Raw genomic sequence first — 17,605 nt, forward strand, 5'->3', positions numbered from 1 at the left:
TTCAAGGCATCAGAGCGGCAGATGGTGTGGTTTATCCCAACGCTTTGATAACGCAGAAGATGGGTGGGAAATTCGACCAGAAAACGGTGAATTGCCTTTGTATCAGGGAATACCAGAGCACGATAACCGAAACAACGGAGACATGCATGAATTTGACCATCCGCAAGAAGATTATCGCCTCGTTCATGGGAGCTGTGATGTTCCCCCTGCTTATCATCGTCGTGATCATGGGGGTCTCCCTCAGCCGACACGCCATCCGGTCCTATCACGCCAGCAGCGCAAAGCTCCTCCACCGCATTTCAGACCACTACGCCTCCTTTCTCACCGAAGCCAAAGCCAACACCCGCATGTTATCGCAATCCCCATTGAAAGAAGCGATCCATCCGGGCATGACAACCTACATGGACAACACCGAGCCCGTGGAGGTGGACTACCTCCGGGCCGGAGAGCCCGATGCGGCATTTTACAAGCTGGCCAGACTCATCCATGAAACCCACCCGAACTATATCGAGGTCTACCTTGCCACGAAGGACGGCGCCTTCATCACCTCCATCGACATTGCCATGGCCGCCGGGTACGACCCCAGGGTGCGTCCCTGGTACAAGGCACAGGCAGCCCAGCCTTCAACAGATTTAGTGTCCGAGGCCTTTCTCTCGTCAAACGGCGAAACCGTGGTGGCCATCACCTCGGCCATCAGGCGGGGAGGCGAGGTGGTGGGCGTCTCCTCCATCGAATGCTCATTAAAAGTGCTGACAAAACTCATCAATGACATCAAAATAGGAGAGACCGGGTACCTGATGCTGGTCCAGCCCAACGGGGTGATCCTGGCCAACGCCGACGATCCGGCCACCAACTTCAAGAAACTGTCCCAGCTTGGTTCACCGGGGTTTGCCACCCTTGGGACCATGGCCGAAGGCAACGCAGAGATCGCCGTGGGGGACACGGCCTACCGGGCCGTGGTGCATACCATCCCCGGGGTCGGCTGGAAGGTGATCTCCATGATCGAGAACCGGGAAGTCATGGCAACCACCTACGGCCTCATCAAGGTAATCGCCGGGGTCGCCGCCTTCATGTTCCTCGTCTTCTGCGTCCTGGGCACCCTCATCGCCAACAGCATCGTCACCCCCATTCACCATGCCCGTGAGATGCTCAAGGACATTGCCGAAGGCGAGGGGGACCTGACCCGACGCCTCGACACCGGTACCCAAAATGAAATCGGGAGGCTCTCCAGGTGGTTCAACACCTTTGTGGGTAACCTGCAGAAAATCGTCACCGGGCTGGTCCGGAATTCACAGACCCTTGAAGGCGTCTCCCGGGGGCTCACGGAATCCGCCGAGGTGATGAACCAGACCATGTCCGCCACGGCCCAGCGTATCGACCGCATCGACGGCGAGGCCTCCGAGATCTCGGCCAACATGAACTCCATTGCCTCCGCCATGGAGCAGACCGCCACCAACACCAACATGGTGGCAAGTGCCGCCGAGGAGATGACCGCCACCATCAACGAGATTGCAGCCAACTCGGAAAAAGCCCGCCACACCTCCACCGAGGCCGTGGCCGAAGCGCAGCAGACCTCTGAACAGATGGACGCCCTGGGCCAGGCAGCCGAGGCCATCGGCAAGGTCACCCAGACCATCACCGAGATCTCGGAGCAGACCAACCTGCTGGCCCTGAACGCCACCATCGAGGCGGCCAGGGCAGGGGACGCGGGCAAGGGCTTTGCCGTTGTTGCCAACGAAATTAAAGAGCTGGCAGGCCAGACAGCCAGGGCCACCCAGGACATCAAAGAGCAGATCGGCGGGGTCCAGGCCACCACCCACGCCACGGCCCGGGGAATCACCAACGTGGTGGGCTCCATCAACCACGTCCATGAGACCATCAACTCCATTGCAACGGCCGTGGAGGAGCAGTCCGCAGCCACCAAGGAGATTGCCGGAAACGTGGTCCAGGCGTCGGTGGGGCTCCGGGAGATCAATGAAAACCTGGCCCAGAGTTCGGACATCGTCTCCCACATGTCCGCAGGGATATCCGAGGTGAACGGAGCCGTTGCCCTGGCCTCACAGCACGCCGACGAGGTGGTCGGCCATGTGGACAGCCTGAACCGTGAGGTGGCCACCATCAACACGGTAACGGGCGCGTTCCGGGTCTGACCCCATCGCTTTTTCCGTTACGTATCCGGGCTGAGTCCCGGGGTGTTCCGTCCGCCCCGGGCTCCATTGCCATGCCGCGCCCCTTTGTAAAGGAGGACCATGCCACGCATCTCCGTCATCGTTCCCGTGCTGCGGGAACCCCACATCAAGGTGTTTCTGGACCGGCTTCGAGCCCGGTTCGGAGACGCCGTCCATGAGGTGGTTGTGGTGGACGGCGATCCCGGCGGGGAAAGCATTGCCACCCTTGAGGGCACCCATGCCGTCACCCTGACGGCAGGCGGTGGCAGGGGGCCGCAGCTCAACGCAGGGGCCAGGGTAGCCACGGGAGAGATCCTTGTGTTTCTCCACGCCGACACCCGACTCCCGGACCGGGCCTTTGACCGCATCCGGGAGACCCTGTCCACCGGGCGCTATGTGGCCGGGGCCTTTACCCTGCGCTTTTCCGGGGACAAAAAAACGTTTGCCCTGATTTCCCGGGCGGCGGGCCTGCGGTGCCGCCTCACGGGCATTCCCTACGGAGACCAGGCCATCTTCATGCATCGGGCCGACTTTTTCCGCCTGGGAGGGTTCCGGGAGATCCCCGTCATGGAAGACATTGAGTTGATGCGCCGCCTGCGGAAAAAAAAGGAGCGGGTCTGCATCCTGCCCGAGGCGGTGACCACCTCGCCCCGTCGCTGGGAAAAAGAGGGGGTGATCTACTCGCTGGTGCGGACCTGGCTGCTGGCCACTTTGTTTGTCTGCGGCGTCCCGGCCGAACGCCTTGGAAAGCACTATCGGCCCCACGCGCCCTGATTGAGACCAAGCAAAAAAGGCCCTGCATGATAACCATGCAGGGCCTTGATATTTTTTAAGTGGCGCGCTCGGCAGGATTCGAACCTGCGACCACCTGATTCGTAGTCAGGTACTCTATCCAGCTGAGCTACGAGCGCGCAAAGGGGTTTTCGGTTTAAGATAAAAATGGCGCGCTTGGCAGGATTCGAACCTGCGACCACCTGATTCGTAGTCAGGTACTCTATCCAGCTGAGCTACAAGCGCACAAATGGGATTCAAAGGAGAAAAAATGGCTTTGCAGGGGCCGTCCCTTTGAAATGGCGCGCTCGGCAGGATTCGAACCTGCGACCACCTGATTCGTAGTCAGGTACTCTATCCAGCTGAGCTACGAGCGCACATAAAAACCGAAAAATATCTGCGGGATGCGAAACCCGCAAACAGGTAACTTTGAAATGGCGCGCTTGGCAGGATTCGAACCTGCGACCACCTGATTCGTAGTCAGGTACTCTATCCAGCTGAGCTACAAGCGCACAAGGGGACCAAAGAAAAAGCTTTGCGGTTGCGTTCGCAAAGCCCGTCTCTTTGAAGTGGCGCGCTCGGCAGGATTCGAACCTGCGACCACCTGATTCGTAGTCAGGTACTCTATCCAGCTGAGCTACGAGCGCGTCTCAAAGTTGGCTTTCTTTTAATCCAAAGCGCGTCGGCTTGTCAACGTGAAAGTTCCACTTTTTTGACGTCCAAAAACCGCGAAACATGCGTATGACAAGGGTTGAGCATGATATCAACCCCATAGCCCTCCCGATTTTTTTGACACAGGTTCCCTTTGGAGTGGTCCAGCCCCCCAAATCGGAAACATCGGCCCCGGCCAAGAAAGAAGGTGCACCCGTTGGCCCGATGGGGTATAGAGAGGCTTTTCATTCATTCACGGCGCCCGCGGGCGCATTTTTTCCACCAGACATCCGGGTGCCTGTCGGCGTTCGGGGACGGCTCCATGAAAAACGATACCTATTATATGGACATGGCCATTGAAGAGGCCAAAAAAGCTGGACAAAAAGGAGAGGTTCCTATAGGTTGCGTGATTGTGGCAGAAACCGGAGAAGTGATCTCTGCCGCCCATAACCTGACGATTTCCCTGTCGGACCCCACGGCCCATGCGGAAATCCTCGCCATACGGAAAGCCTCGAAAGAACTGAACAATTACAGGCTTCCCGGAATGAGCTTGTACGCCACCATCGAACCCTGCATCATGTGCATGGGGGCCATTGTCCATGCGCGTTTTTCCCGCGTTGTCTTCGGGGCATGTGACGAGAAGTGGGGGGGAGCCGGTTCCCTGTACAACCTGGCCGACGATAGTCGGTTGAATCATTCCCTTGACGTTATCCCTTCGGTCTGTGCCGATGCCTGCCGCACGCTTATGCAGGATTTTTTCCGGCTCAGGCGCAGGGAACAGAAGGCGCGCAAAAAAAGCGCCCTTCAGCAAGACACGTAAGCATGGCACGTGAAGCGCGCCGGGCATCGTCCTCCATGTCATGCCAGGCAGTCGCTCACCGCCCATCAGTTATATATACGCTGGCATGGCGGGGGAGGCGTCCACCCTCCGCTTGTACCATCAAATGAAACGCATGGACGCATCAATTTTAATTTGCACACATGTCAAGGAGCATCTTGTGGGTAACTATGTGATTGTCGGAACACAGTGGGGTGATGAAGGAAAAGGGAAAATCGTAGACCTTCTTTCCGAACACGCCGATTACGTTGTCAGATTCCAGGGTGGGAACAATGCGGGACACACCATGGTTGTTGACGGAGAAAAATTCATCAGCCATCTCGTTCCCTCCGGCATCCTTCAGAAAAAGAAATGCTTCATCGGAAACGGAGTGGTCGTAGACCCCGAAGTGCTCCTCGAAGAGATCGCCTACTTGGGGGGCAAAGGGGTTGACGTCAGCCCCGAATATCTGCGCCTCTCCGATCGGGCCCAGGTGATCATGCCCTACCACAAGCGCATCGACCACGCCCGGGAGATCAAAAAAGGCGACGGCAAAATCGGCACCACCGGTCGCGGCATCGGCCCCTGCTACGAAGACAAGGCCTCCCGTGTGGGCATCCGCTTTCTGGATTTCCTCAACGCCGACGTTCTCCGGGCCAAGGTCACCGAAGCCCTGGAGGAGAAGAACTTCCTCCTGACCAACTACTTCGGCGAAGAGCCCGAAGACGTGGAAGCCACCATCGCCCACTGCCTCAAGCTGGCCGAGGAGCTGAAGCCCTACATCACCGACACCTCCGTTGAGATCAACACCGGCATGGACAAGGGCCAGCACGTGGTCTTCGAGGGCGCCCAGGGCACCCATCTCGACATCGACCACGGCACCTACCCCTTTGTCACTTCCTCCAACACCGTCTCCGGCAACGCCTGTGGCGGCGCCGGCGTTGGCCCGGGTAAAATCACCGGTGTCCTGGGGATCGTCAAGGCCTACACCACCCGTGTGGGTGCCGGTCCGTTCCCCTCCGAGCTGTTTGACGAGGTGGGCTCCTACATGCAGGAGAAGGGCGCAGAGTTCGGCGCCACCACCGGTCGTCGCCGTCGCTGCGGCTGGTTCGACATGGTGGTCCTGAGAAACGCCGTCCGCCTGAACGGCCTCACCGGCCTGGTCATCACCAAGCTCGACGTCCTCGGGGGACTTAAAGAGCTGAAGCTCTGCACCGGGTACGAATACAAGGGCGAAGTGATCACCGATTTCCCTGCCGACCTCGATGCCCTGGACAACTGTACCCAGGTCTGCGAGACCCTTCCCGGCTGGGACGAGGACATCTCCGGCGTGCGTTCCTACGACGATCTCCCTGAGAATGCCAAGGCTTATCTCAAACGCATCGAAGAGCTGGCGGGAACCCCCGTGGATGTTGTTTCCGTGGGCCCCGGCCGTGAGGAAACCATCGTTCTAAAAAAACACTTCTGATCCCTTTTTTGGGTTTGACATTTGGCACGCGTTTCGGTAGAAGTGTGTCCGTAAAACAAACGGGATGTGGCTCAGTCTGGTAGAGCACTGCGTTCGGGACGCAGGGGTCGGAGGTTCGAATCCTCTCATCCCGACCAAAAAAGATATAAAAGGGGACATCGTTTAAATACGATGTCCCCTTTTTTTATTCCCCCGTCGCAAGCCCAACAAATAAAGCGTCAAAACCGCCAGCCACTCCCCTCAGTTATAAATCTCCCCCACAGCCAAAGCCCCTCAAATGAGCCCCACGGCTTTCAGAAACAGTGAACTCACCCCGCAACACCACCATGATTGCCACAGCCTCAAAAAACGCATTTTTTGGCCCATCCGCCAACAGGGAAGGGGAAGCGTGACACGGTTGATTTCATATTGAGCACAGCTGCTATTTTCCAAGAAAGGCAAGAAAGAAGAAGCGGCCCCGTAAAACCAACGCAGGCCAATGGGAAGGGTAGGGTGCGGCTCCCGCACCAGTCAGCGTCCCAAAAGCCGCTCCAGCATCCTTGCAAAGCAAATCGCGACGAACACCAAAAAACAAAGGGTAAGGGCACTCCCCACGCAAAACGATGCCCCCTATGGAAAGACGGCCACGCCGGACATATGGCATGTTGCGATACCACACAAGGGAACAAAAAAAGACGACCGCGATCTGTGGCATCAAAAAAGCATGACAACATGCGAAATGAATTGCTCTCAAGGTGAGCATCAGCTAAAGCTAATTATCGAACATTGTAGCAAAGATTTTGCTCCTGCCGTTTTATTGCGCCCCTCACCCTGAATGAAAAGGCCTACGATGAAATTGAGACTCAGAGCATTTAGCCTGCTAATTTTATGGTTTCTCGCACCGGTTATGGCATCAGCGGCTCCGGAGACAACCGCAGAGTATCAAAAGATGATCACAGAATGGTCCGACGACATTTCAAAGGGGCGCAACCTTTCGTGTGCCTACTATCAACGTGGGCTCGCTCACCTGAAGCACCAGGAATTCAAGAAGGCAATTGGGGACTTCCAGAATGCTCGCCAATTTAAATTAATCATCTGTAAAAATGAAAAGGGCGCATACGGAATAAATATGGGTCATACTCATTACCTTGAGGGGATATGCTGGTATGAGCTCAATACGTTCGATCAAGCTATTTCGCGTTTTGATAACGCAGTGGCAACAGATGGGTACATCGTGTCCAGAACCCTCTACTATCTCATGGGAAAGTCATTCGGGTATCAATCAAAATTTAAGGACGCCATTTCAGCGTATGATAAGGCCATAGCCATCGACCCGAAATACGCTGAGGCCTATTTCGCAAGGGGCCTGATGTACGGCCGTCTGGGGCTTAAGGATAAGGAGAGGCAAGACAAATCCTATTCACGCCGTCTCAACCCTGATTTGACAGCGGAACGAGATCGAACCATTGTTTCTGAGCTGGCTTTCGTTTTCAGCGTGCTTTTGGTTTCCTTTCTTTTTATTCGAACAATATCCGGTATGCTTTTCAAAACACCGGACCCTGTTTTGGTTAAAGGGCGTCCCAGTTATATTGCATGCTTTATATTCATATTTTTGCTATCTATAATGTCTTATGCTTGGTGGGTCACATCACTTTCGTCCAGAGCCGCCTTGTTTTCAAAGGATCCCCAGTGGGGTTCTAACAGCCTCTTTTTTTTTGCGACCTCTTTTGTAGCGGGTGGCTCATATTTGAACCTACTCATGAAAAGATTCATTCTTACGAAGACCCACCTCTATATTCGCTCCATTTTTGGGTTTGGAAGGGTAAGGCAAATTAAACTGTCCGAAATCAGAGATATCAACGCAATAGGCTATCGATGGCCAAGCCCTATTCTCGTAGAACTGAAAACCGGCAAACGGCATCAAATCCAATGGCTTCATGATGCGGATGGACTTGTTGACCGGATAAAGCCATTGCTCCACGCAAGCGATACAGCCCAGGTTGGCCGTTGACAATTGAGACGCCTTTTTTTGAAGGGCCGTTTTATCTTTAGCAAAATCATATGCCTGATCCCGGACTGAAAGAGGGGGGATGTCAATTATCAAGACTCGACCAATTTCCCCAGTAGACCGTTCAAACAGAAAACGCTCGGAAAAATGCGCACATCGCCTTCGGCAGACAGGCTGAGGGGAAAACCCCTCTCAAGCGCGCCTGAAAAGGGAGATACCGCCGTATAACTGAGAGGTGGGACGGGGCTGCGGGGCAGCCCCGGTCTTTAGGGTATTGCCTCCCTATGGGTGGAAGCCTGGCTTATTGGTTCTTCACGCAGGTTACTCCGTTGCCAGAAATCCTTCATGGAAGGTGACCGTACCCCGAGGCACGGTGTCGGCAAGGGGCATGGCCATGAACACGTCCGGGGGGACCCCTTCAACGATCAGGTCCGGAGGATTTCGGAACCCGTGTTTTTTGTAGTATCCCGGATCACCCACCAGCACACAGCCTTTGGCACCCATAGCCTTGAGCCGCTTGACGCCTTCCCGGATGAGATCCCCTCCGATTCCCTGTCTCTGGTGCCCGGGGAGTACGGAGATGGGCCCGAGACCGAACCAGGCTTCGGTGCCATCGGAAATGGTGACAGGGGAGAAGGCCACGTGGCCCACCACCTGCCCATCCATCTCCGCCACAAGGGAAAGGGTCAAAGCGCCTGCCTTTCGAAGGGCATGGAGGATGTAGTGTTCTGTCTGGCTGCTTACCTTGAGATGCATGAAGGCCGCCACCGTCACGCACGTGATGGCAACGATATCATCCGGGGTTTCTTCACGCAGGGCCAGGCCTGTATTCGATGATACGAATTGAGGACCGGCTTCTTTTCCGAACAGGGATGTTTGTTTTGCCTGTAAAGGCCTGGTGTCGTTTTTCATGTGATATCCAGTTATTCTGGCGGCTCACCCACGGCGCATGATAGGCGCAGGGGAATCGCTGTGAAACGTAATGTGCTCTGTGCTTCTTGGTGTTTGGATATCGTTGCCGGAACGGCAGGTGCACTTGGTGCGGGGAATGAAGAGGGGGAAGTGTGTTATGTGACGCTTAAACAAAGCGCCTGACAATACAGCGTGGCGGCCGGGGAATCACCCCGGGCCGAAAGGACCCTGGCTTCATTCGCTACCGAAAGGCAACGAACCAAACAAGCTCTCGTGTGATGATGTTCATAGGTAACATTTACTCCTTTCCGGCAATGCCGACGTTCATGGTTAACAGGGAAAGACAGGGGATAGAATTACGCCTTGAGATAAAAAATGTCAAGGCGTTGATAATGCTTTTATGAGGTTTCTTGGAAAGATTGGGCCGGTTTCCATTGCCCCTTGTCGTCGTACGAGGGTTCGCCAAGGAGTGGATCCCGTTTTAGACAACGATAGCGCTTCCGGCCAGGGAAGGGCATCGGGCCGCTCGAGATTGTCAAAGGCGTAGGCCTGCCCCTTTTATGTGTCTTAAGTTATAATCTATGTCCTTAAGCACCTGAATAACAACCTTTTCAATGGAGATTAACACTGGTGCAAATATTCGATTGTTGCCGTCAAGCTCATCAATTGCATACTCTTTTGTATATTCATAATGCTTAATAATTGGAGCAGGTCGTGAAGGTATATGGTATTGAACTGTACATTCAAAACCACCATAATCGAAACCTGAAGCTTTTAAAAGATTGTATGAATATTTAACTTTGGGATCTTTGAGGATTACTATGATCTCATTACAATTTATCGAACAATCAAATCCAGAATATGTTGCAAGCTGCTTAATCATTGCATTGAAGGTTAAGCCTACGTCTAAGTCGGTTGTAACAGCACTTCCAGTAACGCTATCAGGTTTAACGAAAACCTTTAATTGATTGTTTTCTTGGGATCCTTTGACAATAATTGAACTTGATGTCGATTGTATTTGCCGAGCATCTTGTTCAGCATCGAAACTGACTCTTTTTTCTAATGGTACCAACGATGTACACCCTGTAATGAGAAATAAAACAACCAACAAACTAAAATGCTTCAAAACCTTTAATTCCTTTGTGTAGTTTAAATTACGTATTTTGAACAAACCAAATACCTGGGCCAAAAAAGAAAGTCTTACGAAATAGAGTGATAAAAATCAACACATAGTCAATGTTTAATTAGCGGCAAATCAAAGGCTAACGCTTAAATCATCGGCGCTTTTTGCGTCCGATGAATTTTACTGTTGTGCCTTTATAGTACCGTAGGGTTCAAGTAAAGACACTCCATGCTTGGTTTTTTGTGTATATAAATTGATCCTGACTGAAATACGGTTCTATCAATTTTCTGCATTCATTCTCAGGTTTACGACCACACCAGCTCCCTTCAAAATCGAGCCTTGCAACGATATTTAAACTTAGGTTGCGACTATACTGTTCATTCCAATACACGTCGCATTTAGATGACAAGGAAAAACATAACGCGGAAGAAGGGGTCGCGTCTTGACATTGGACATTCTGTCAAATCCCTTTCGGTTTAGCACTATATGCCACAGCAGGCCTCATTATCTGGTTTGTAGGGCTCTTGCCCTATAACCAGATCGGCCTCAAGCCACTGACTAATTAACCGAATGAGTAGGGGTTGTTTCAAATGTCAAGACGCGACCCCTTTCCACACGCCAAATCAGTTTGTCAAAGCTATCTGGCTATGGCGCACTCTTAAAAAAAGTGGCACAATTTGAATGAAGTATGGCGCGGTGTGCTATTTATGGCGCCGCCCTGTTCCTCTATGATTGATCCAAAAAGCAGCACGCCTGACACAGGCGCAAACCAAAGTACATACAGGGAGATAATCATGGGAAATACAGCATTGATTACCGGCGCATCCAGCGGTATTGGAACCGAGCTGGCACGATATCATGCATCAAAAGGCGGCGACGTCGTCCTGGTTGCACGACGAGAAAACAAACTCAACGACCTCAAGGCGGAGCTGGAGAGAACCTGCGGCATCACTGCCACGGTGATCGCTGCCGACCTGGCCGAACCGGACGCAGCAGAAAAAATCTTTGCCGCCACCGAAGCAGCCGGCCTTGTCATTGATGTTCTTATCAACAACGCCGGGTTCGGCGGGCATGGAAAATTCCACGAGCGGAATCTTACAAAGGACCAGGCCATGATGCAGGTCAACATGGTCTCCCTGGTGAATCTGACCCACCTCTACCTCCAGGGCATGGTGAAACGAAACAGGGGGAACATCCTCCACGTGGCCTCAACAGCCGGATTCATGCCGGGACCGCTGCAGGCGGTCTATTACGCCACAAAATCCTTTGTGGTCTCCTTCTCCCAGGCCATTGCCGAGGAACTCGACGGGACCGGAGTCACCTCAACAGCCCTCTGTCCCGGCGCTGTTGCCACCGACTTTGTCAAGGCAGGCGATCTTGACGGCCTCGATATCTGGGACAAGGCCCCCACCCCTGATACCGTTGCCAAGTGTGGCTACGACGCAATGGAGAAGGGCGAGCTCATCAAAATCAATGAAGCGGGCCTGAACTTCACCCTCAACTGGATTATCCCCTTCCTGCCGAGGAAACTGGTGCTGAAAATTTCCCGGAAGGCCATGGAAAAAAAATGAGCGTAACGATGGATCGGGATGCCTCAGGCGGCCAGATGGAGGCACTTGGAAACCTGATGGCGAATACCTGAACGCTGTCTTCATCGAAACGGTTTTGAATCACCCCAGGGTTGGTTAGTCACAGGCGCAGCCCGTAAGCAAATGCGCAGGGGCTGCGTCACGGAGGTAAAAAAATGAAAAAAGCATCCCGATTTGTTGTGCAGCGCGGCTGGAAAATCATGCTTGCGGACATGGGGCTCAACACGGCCCATGTGCTTGCCTTGGCGGGCTTGCCCGCGGATCTTTTTTCGCGGAAGGATGCTGCATTGAGCCCGGCTGATTATTTCAGGCTCTGGGAGGGGCTGGAACAAATAGCCGGGACCGAGGAGCTTCCGTTGATGGTGGGGCGGGCCATTTCGGTGGAGTCCTTTGATCCCGCGATCTTCGCAAGCCTTTGCAGCCCGGACATGAACACGGCCCTGCAGCGGCTGGCCAGGTTCAAGCCCCTTATCGGCCCCATGACCATGGACGTGAAGATTGGAAGAGAGGTGACCTGTGCCACCCTGGATTGCTATGGCTACACCCACCGTATACCGCGATCCCTGGGAGCTGCAGAACTGGTGTTTTTCACACAGCTGATTCGCCTTGCAACGCGGGAACGGATTGTTCCCACTGTTTTAGAGTTACCAGAGCTTCCGGGCAACAGCGCCCCCTACACCGAGTATTTCGAGAACCCGATCCGGCAGGGCAAAGCGATCCGCATCGGGTTTTCTGCGGCCGATGCGGGCCGTCCCTTTCTCACGGAAGATGCTTCCATGTGGAATTTTTTCGAGACGGAGCTGAAACAGAGGCTTTCCGACCTGGAGGCCGAAACAACTTTCAGCCAGCGGGTGAAGAGCGCCCTGCTCGAAATGCTCCCCAGCGGCGAAAGCACCATTGAAGAGGCCGCCCGAAGGCTGGCGGTGAGCAAACGCACCCTGCAGAGGCAGTTGAGCCGGGAGTCTTCGAGTTATCAGGAGGTCTTGAACATCACGCGGGAAGCCCTGGCCAAGCATTACCTCTCCCGCTCTGCCATTTCTCCGCCCGAAATATCCTTCCTGCTGGGCTATCAGGACAGCAATTCGTTTTTAAGGGCTTTCAAAGGCTGGACAGGAGCAACGCCGGGTGAGTACCGAAATGAGCACTTCCAAGCCGATCAATTGCATTGATATCGAGGTTGGGGCTGTCAAGGCTCACCTCGAGGCGGGCTGTTGTCGATGAACCGGTTGGTGCAAAGCCGGGTGCGCATCAAGAGATGGGTTGCCGATGGCCTGAGACTCATCCCCCCAAGACGAGAATTGGAAGAAGGGATCGCGTCTTGACATTGGACATTCTGTCAAATCCCTTCCGGCTTAGTACTATATGCCACAGCAGGCCCCATTATCTTGTTTGTAGGGCTCTTGCACTATAACCAGATCGGCCTCAGGCCACCGACTAATTAACCGAATGAGTAGGGGTTGTGTCAAATGTCAAGACGCGACCCCGTTCCATAGGAATACGTCATTGATGGAGTGACGTTTGGAAACGAGCCGCGAGACACCCCGAGGTAATCGCTGGAGGACTCACCCTGCCGAAGGACCGAACATGAAGAACAACGGCGTCTGTTGCTACAATAAATCCAACAGGAGAAGTATGGAACAGGCGCGGCGTGGGTTACGTTCCCTTGAAGGGTTAAGAGTGGAAACCGTCATCTTGGTATAAGATTCGCTCTTAACACTTTTTCCTGGCTACGGCCCGGATGTCTTTGTGAACCGCCCGGTGCGGACCCGCATGCCGGGTGGTGTGGGGCCTGGGGGAGATAAACCCCCGGCTACCCGATTAGGCAAAATTATTCATAATAAAATTTAATTCCATGTAATTCTGCATAATCAAAAAAATATTCAATCATTGTGGCGCTCTCCACAGTCTCGTAAATCCTGTATTGAGAACCATAGGAAAATGGAGCTTCAAATATTTCATGGTCAAAAACTAATCCGGTACCCCATTTCGATAAAACTCTATGATTTTCAAATATCCCTGCATGTGTTGGTTTTTGTTCATCATTAAAATATATTATTAGTCCATTGTCTTGTGCTTTAGAAATTAAATTGTTGATTATCAAATACTGAATAAATTCACTGTTTGCAAAAACATGTTGTTTTTTTATTTCAACATAATCAGAGGAATTCGTTAGCCGTAACGCATATTCAAAGCAGTTATATGTGCCCCATTCATGGAATAAGTGACTTGAATCAATGACATTGATAGAATGCACGTAATGATTTTTCAAATCACTCAAAGCTATCTGTTGTTTTGTGTGTTCTTCTTTAGGAATGTCACCTAATTGCTTTCTTAGTTCTATATTCATATCGTTGCCTAACGTGTGCTTCACCGGCCGCAAAATGCGGAGCGAGGAACGAGCGCAGCTTTTTGTGGACCCTTGCAGCGTGTAGTTATGTACATTTACCATTCTCTATATGGGATTGAACTATTTTTTACGCATCTACATAAGTTCTTATTTGTCGTTAGCATACAGAGGCTGGAAAATGAGAGGTTAGAATGAGGTGAAGGCCCTAATGTAATACTTTCAAAGTAGGGTTTGGAATGTAGCTTGATTTCTGTATATGGTGATATCATGCTTGAGCCTTCACGAAACTTGAGCTTTTCATTCGTAAGATCCTCTTGTAGTTTTATGAGAAATCTCCACTCTTTTTCTTCTCTGAAGGCTTCGTCTTTTATTGAAGCCAAAATAAAATAAATTTCATCATAAAAAGAACCGATATAATCGTAATAACACTCTGCAATATGTCTATTTGACGATGCTTTTGGCGCTTGCGTCTTGAAACTATTTAGAAGCTCCTCAATAAGGCTGTTAATTGTAATTTGTTGATGTTCCCAATTATACTTACACTTAACGAGGCTCAGAGAACTTTTAGATAATAATTCAATTATTTTATCTGGTGAAAACTCAAGACACAAACCTTTACCATGGGGCGTATAACTTCGCCACTGACTAAGTAAGCATGGTTCTTCCGACAGAGAAAAGACAAATAATTGAGGTGTCGTTTTTGAAGTAGAGTTGACCCATTTGCCCAATTGATTCAAGAAATTAGTTTCTTCTATTGAAAAAGAACCTGTTTCCAGCTTTATGCTGATACATTTTAGAAAAATTTCACACGCATGTATTAATTCTTTTGAATCATTTAAATATGAAATGTGTGTAGCCCACAAGGATTGACTTTGAGCAATTCCAACTAGTGAGCCAACTCCTGTATAATGGTACAGGGATTGTTTTATATCTGAAAATGTAAATTTTTCTATAAGACTCATTGACTCATCTTTCGTGAAGAAGGGGTCGCGTCTTGACGTTGGACTTTCTGTCAAATCTCTTCCGGTTTAGCACTATATGCCACAGCAGGCCCCATTATCTGGTTTGTAGGGCTCTTGCCCTATAACCAGAACGACCTCAAGCCACCGACTAATAAACCGAATGAGTAGGGGTTGTGTCAAATGTCAAGACGCGACCCCTTTCCCGTGTTGGGGTTAAAAAGGTATATCACCTTTGTCTCTACTTTTTGTAATATCTGTCTGAATTTCAAACATATTTAAAATACGTTTTGAAACTTTAAGTAGCTGATCATAGGTGATAATCTCAATTCTGTGAAGATGAGAGTTTAAGTTCCTCAATGCCTCAACTTGATCCTGACCATTATCTCGACCAACAATGATCTTTGCTTTTATTTTTAAAGTGTCAAACCCTTCAGTTGCTATAATTGAGTCACGCTGCCTCTCAATTCGCTCAATATATTTAACAACTTGGCCAATTACTGCTGAAAGCTTAGATGATGGATAATAACTTTCATGCGAGCTGTCATATACAAATAGTTTTTCGGAAAATGCTTTTTTAATTTCAATTATTTCGACATAATCATCGACTGTTTTCCGCATCATAAAGTCAAGACGCTCGTCTTTAGTCCATGTTTTTCGCCTCAGTCTTTGACTGTACTCACTACCAAACATCCAAGGATGATTTTCTAAATGTGTTTGAAATTTACTTTCAGGAGTATCAGGATTGGTTATTAACTGCCTTAACTCCATGACTGCTTCGGAATAATTGACAATTTTAGCTGCATTGGAAATATGCGTTAATGTTTCTTTATTGGTTTGTTCAAAGGCTTTAACAAATTCAGAAATATTCGTTTTATTAGTCTCTATGTGAGAAACTAAACTACCCAATAATGAAAATTTATCTTTGTTTTTAATTTTTTTCGTCGCATCAAGTACGTTAGAAAGTTTGTCAAAGTCGTTTGAATTTATAAGGTGTAACTCACCAAGATTTTCACCAAATTTATTTTTAAACTCTGCATCTAAGAAATTGTACAAACGCTTGATTTCATCTGGATTATTCCCATCAAGTCTAACTGATTTCTCGAATTGATAACTCCAACCTTTCTTTGATTTGTCAATCTGGTCAATTTTGAGAGAAAAATGATGAATTTTTTTGGTTTTATCATTTAATATTTCAAGTAAAGTTGCGATTCTAAATGCTCTGGGACCTTCTTTTAAGACAACTTGCTTTATAAGGCCTACATTCCCAGTATTGTATGCTTTTTTGATTTTTACTTTAACATCTTCTAATGTATTCTCTGGACCTAAAGTCCCCATATTGTTCTCCAATAAAGGCCCTAACGCGTGGCAATGCCGACTCAAAAAGCTGAAAAGAGGGGGGCGGTTCAACTTACGAAAGAAATGGCCAGCTTTTTGGAGCCGGCCATGAGCCAATTGTTATGTGCTGTTCTTACCTGATTTCATTCTTATATCTGACAAAAGCAGTAAGCAAAAAAATCCAAAACCAATGTACCCCAAATACAAACATGCAATTTGAAAATATGAATCAAGATCTTCTTTGAAGCCACCTGGCATGAACCAAACAAAACAAAAAAGCAATGTGCCAGAAATTATAGATATAACTAAATTGGACTTGCTTGACCCATTTGCGAGAAATTCTGAAACAGTTTTCTTTAATGGTGGAAATATAAAAGACAAAAAGTACGGAAATGATAAGTATACGTAGCCTGCCGTATAGGCTAAAAATGCTGAAAGTATATTTAACTAAATATCAAACAATACTAAGCCCTTAAATGGTCACATAACGTTTAAAATGTAGGACCGCCGAGTGAGCGAGGGTACTACCGCTCAGCGGTAGCGGTCCCTACAAGTGATTTGCTATCTGCAATTGTCAATATTAGTTGAGCGTAATGTTGCATGATGTGTATAACCATTTGAATAAGTTGCACCAAAACTTGAAAAAAACATTCCGCATGTGACAAACGTTGCCATGATTATACCCACATAAAACCAATTTAATGGAAAATCAAAACCAAATGGTGGCAAAGAATAGATAAGCAACCCACACCACAGACAAACAACATATATACTTATAATCTGGTTTATTTTTGAAACGGATATTTCTGAAGGCCCGCTAATAATATGTTTGATTTGTTCTTTGGGACCTTTAGGCTTTGGGCGAGATAGCACTACCTAATAAATTGGACCATATTCCTCATCCTCTAACATATCTACATGATTTTCCCAATTCTCCTGCCAGTGTTTGCTACCTCTATTTACACATAGCCATCCAAATGAAAAAACAATACCTAAACAAGACAACAGAACCGACAGATCGGTTTTATTATTTGATGACGATGCCTGAATTGCGATATAACCCGCTAAAGTAGCACCGATAAATGTCCAAAAATATGCTGCTCTTTTCCAATAGAGTTCGATTTCAAACTTTCTTATATCTAAAGCAAGATTTACGGCCTTCTCTTTCTTTTTGCCTCGAAATGCATTGATATATTCAATTTCTGTTATTTTTCGAACAGTCATTTTGTACCTTTGAAGCAGCTAACGCCACACTTCACCCGACGGGCGCGGAAGTACGGCAGCGTTTGATACTTGGTAACGAACGGGTAACGATAAGGGCAAAAAGCAGCACTTGCGCCCGGTCGGCGTGCAAGTGTTTGTTCAAGAAAGCCGCTACGCGGCAAATCATTCCTCAACCTGCATAGCAAAAATCAATATCCCTGCATCCCAGCATATTTAAAACGAAAGAAAAACATCGTAGCCTTCCTGTAACT

At 49.7% G+C, this 17,605-nt stretch carries 14 protein-coding genes and 6 tRNA genes; 9 read left to right on the forward strand and 11 right to left on the reverse strand.

Features of this window, described 5'->3' with window-relative positions; all coding sequences use genetic code 11:
• Positions 1-146 precede the first annotated feature (146 nt).
• Positions 147-2,150: a methyl-accepting chemotaxis protein gene (locus MSL71_RS22775; protein WP_180145447.1), complete on the forward strand. Its 2,004-nt coding sequence runs from the start codon at positions 147-149 to the stop codon at positions 2,148-2,150.
• Between the two features lie 99 nt (positions 2,151-2,249).
• Positions 2,250-2,942, forward strand: coding sequence for a TIGR04283 family arsenosugar biosynthesis glycosyltransferase (locus tag MSL71_RS22780; protein ID WP_180145450.1), 693 nt, complete (start codon positions 2,250-2,252; stop codon positions 2,940-2,942).
• Positions 2,943-3,002: 60 nt separating this feature from the next.
• On the opposite strand, the gene MSL71_RS22785 is transcribed toward MSL71_RS22780, so the two are convergent.
• The 5 genes from MSL71_RS22785 to MSL71_RS22805 all read right to left on the reverse strand — a co-directional run bounded on the left by MSL71_RS22785 (position 3,003) and on the right by MSL71_RS22805 (position 3,586).
• A tRNA-Arg gene (locus MSL71_RS22785) sits at positions 3,003-3,079 on the reverse strand.
• 29 nt (positions 3,080-3,108) lie between these two features.
• Positions 3,109-3,185, reverse strand: a tRNA-Arg gene (locus MSL71_RS22790).
• Positions 3,186-3,239: 54 nt separating this feature from the next.
• A tRNA-Arg gene (locus MSL71_RS22795) sits at positions 3,240-3,316 on the reverse strand.
• Between the two features lie 58 nt (positions 3,317-3,374).
• Positions 3,375-3,451 (reverse strand) — tRNA-Arg (locus MSL71_RS22800).
• 58 nt (positions 3,452-3,509) lie between these two features.
• A tRNA-Arg gene (locus MSL71_RS22805) sits at positions 3,510-3,586 on the reverse strand.
• Positions 3,587-3,912: 326 nt separating this feature from the next.
• Between MSL71_RS22805 and tadA the strand changes: the two genes are divergently transcribed.
• The 4 genes from tadA to MSL71_RS22825 all read left to right on the forward strand — a co-directional run bounded on the left by tadA (position 3,913) and on the right by MSL71_RS22825 (position 7,865).
• Entirely contained in the window at positions 3,913-4,410 is a 498-nt protein-coding gene (tadA, locus tag MSL71_RS22810; protein WP_180145453.1) for a tRNA adenosine(34) deaminase TadA, read from the forward strand.
• A 178-nt stretch (positions 4,411-4,588) separates the two neighbouring features.
• Positions 4,589-5,875: an adenylosuccinate synthase gene (locus MSL71_RS22815; protein WP_180145456.1), complete on the forward strand. Its 1,287-nt coding sequence runs from the start codon at positions 4,589-4,591 to the stop codon at positions 5,873-5,875.
• 60 nt (positions 5,876-5,935) lie between these two features.
• Positions 5,936-6,012, forward strand: a tRNA-Pro gene (locus MSL71_RS22820).
• Positions 6,013-6,704: 692 nt separating this feature from the next.
• Positions 6,705-7,865, forward strand: coding sequence for a tetratricopeptide repeat protein (locus MSL71_RS22825; RefSeq protein ID WP_180145460.1), 1,161 nt, complete (start codon positions 6,705-6,707; stop codon positions 7,863-7,865).
• A gap of 318 nt (positions 7,866-8,183) precedes the next feature.
• Here MSL71_RS22825 and MSL71_RS22830 read toward each other — a convergent pair whose 3' ends face one another.
• Both MSL71_RS22830 and MSL71_RS22835 read right to left on the reverse strand, forming a co-directional pair.
• Positions 8,184-8,774 carry a GNAT family N-acetyltransferase gene (locus MSL71_RS22830; RefSeq protein ID WP_180145463.1) on the reverse strand — a complete coding sequence of 197 codons (591 nt, stop codon included), beginning with the start codon at positions 8,772-8,774 and terminating at the stop codon, positions 8,184-8,186.
• Positions 8,775-9,309: 535 nt separating this feature from the next.
• The gene (locus MSL71_RS22835) at positions 9,310-9,963 is read right to left on the reverse strand and encodes a hypothetical protein (RefSeq protein ID WP_180145466.1); all 654 of its coding nucleotides are present in this window, start codon (positions 9,961-9,963) and stop codon (positions 9,310-9,312) included.
• A gap of 728 nt (positions 9,964-10,691) precedes the next feature.
• Between MSL71_RS22835 and MSL71_RS22840 the strand changes: the two genes are divergently transcribed.
• Both MSL71_RS22840 and MSL71_RS22845 read left to right on the forward strand, forming a co-directional pair.
• Positions 10,692-11,468, forward strand: coding sequence for an SDR family NAD(P)-dependent oxidoreductase (locus MSL71_RS22840; protein ID WP_180145469.1), 777 nt, complete (start codon positions 10,692-10,694; stop codon positions 11,466-11,468).
• 173 nt (positions 11,469-11,641) lie between these two features.
• The gene (locus MSL71_RS22845) at positions 11,642-12,655 is read left to right on the forward strand and encodes an AraC family transcriptional regulator (RefSeq protein ID WP_180145472.1); all 1,014 of its coding nucleotides are present in this window, start codon (positions 11,642-11,644) and stop codon (positions 12,653-12,655) included.
• Between the two features lie 659 nt (positions 12,656-13,314).
• On the opposite strand, the gene MSL71_RS22850 is transcribed toward MSL71_RS22845, so the two are convergent.
• The 3 genes from MSL71_RS22850 to MSL71_RS22860 all read right to left on the reverse strand — a co-directional run bounded on the left by MSL71_RS22850 (position 13,315) and on the right by MSL71_RS22860 (position 16,130).
• Positions 13,315-13,833, reverse strand: coding sequence for a DUF7689 domain-containing protein (locus MSL71_RS22850; RefSeq protein ID WP_180145475.1), 519 nt, complete (start codon positions 13,831-13,833; stop codon positions 13,315-13,317).
• Positions 13,834-13,928: 95 nt separating this feature from the next.
• Entirely contained in the window at positions 13,929-14,795 is an 867-nt protein-coding gene (locus MSL71_RS22855) for a DUF2971 domain-containing protein (RefSeq protein WP_180145478.1), read from the reverse strand.
• Between the two features lie 213 nt (positions 14,796-15,008).
• The gene (locus tag MSL71_RS22860) at positions 15,009-16,130 is read right to left on the reverse strand and encodes a Shedu anti-phage system protein SduA domain-containing protein (protein ID WP_180145481.1); all 1,122 of its coding nucleotides are present in this window, start codon (positions 16,128-16,130) and stop codon (positions 15,009-15,011) included.
• Between the two features lie 256 nt (positions 16,131-16,386).
• Here MSL71_RS22860 and MSL71_RS22865 point away from each other — a divergent pair, with 256 nt between their 5' ends.
• On the forward strand, positions 16,387-16,539 hold the full coding sequence (locus tag MSL71_RS22865; RefSeq protein WP_180145484.1) for a hypothetical protein: 153 nt from the start codon (positions 16,387-16,389) through the stop codon (positions 16,537-16,539).
• 467 nt (positions 16,540-17,006) lie between these two features.
• On the opposite strand, the gene MSL71_RS22870 is transcribed toward MSL71_RS22865, so the two are convergent.
• On the reverse strand, positions 17,007-17,354 hold the full coding sequence (locus MSL71_RS22870; protein ID WP_218951118.1) for a RipA family octameric membrane protein: 348 nt from the start codon (positions 17,352-17,354) through the stop codon (positions 17,007-17,009).
• Between the last annotated feature and the right edge of the window lie 251 nt (positions 17,355-17,605).

Origin of the sequence: Desulfoluna butyratoxydans, assembly GCF_900699765.1 — a bacterium.
GTDB lineage: Bacteria > Desulfobacterota > Desulfobacteria > Desulfobacterales > Desulfolunaceae > Desulfoluna > Desulfoluna butyratoxydans.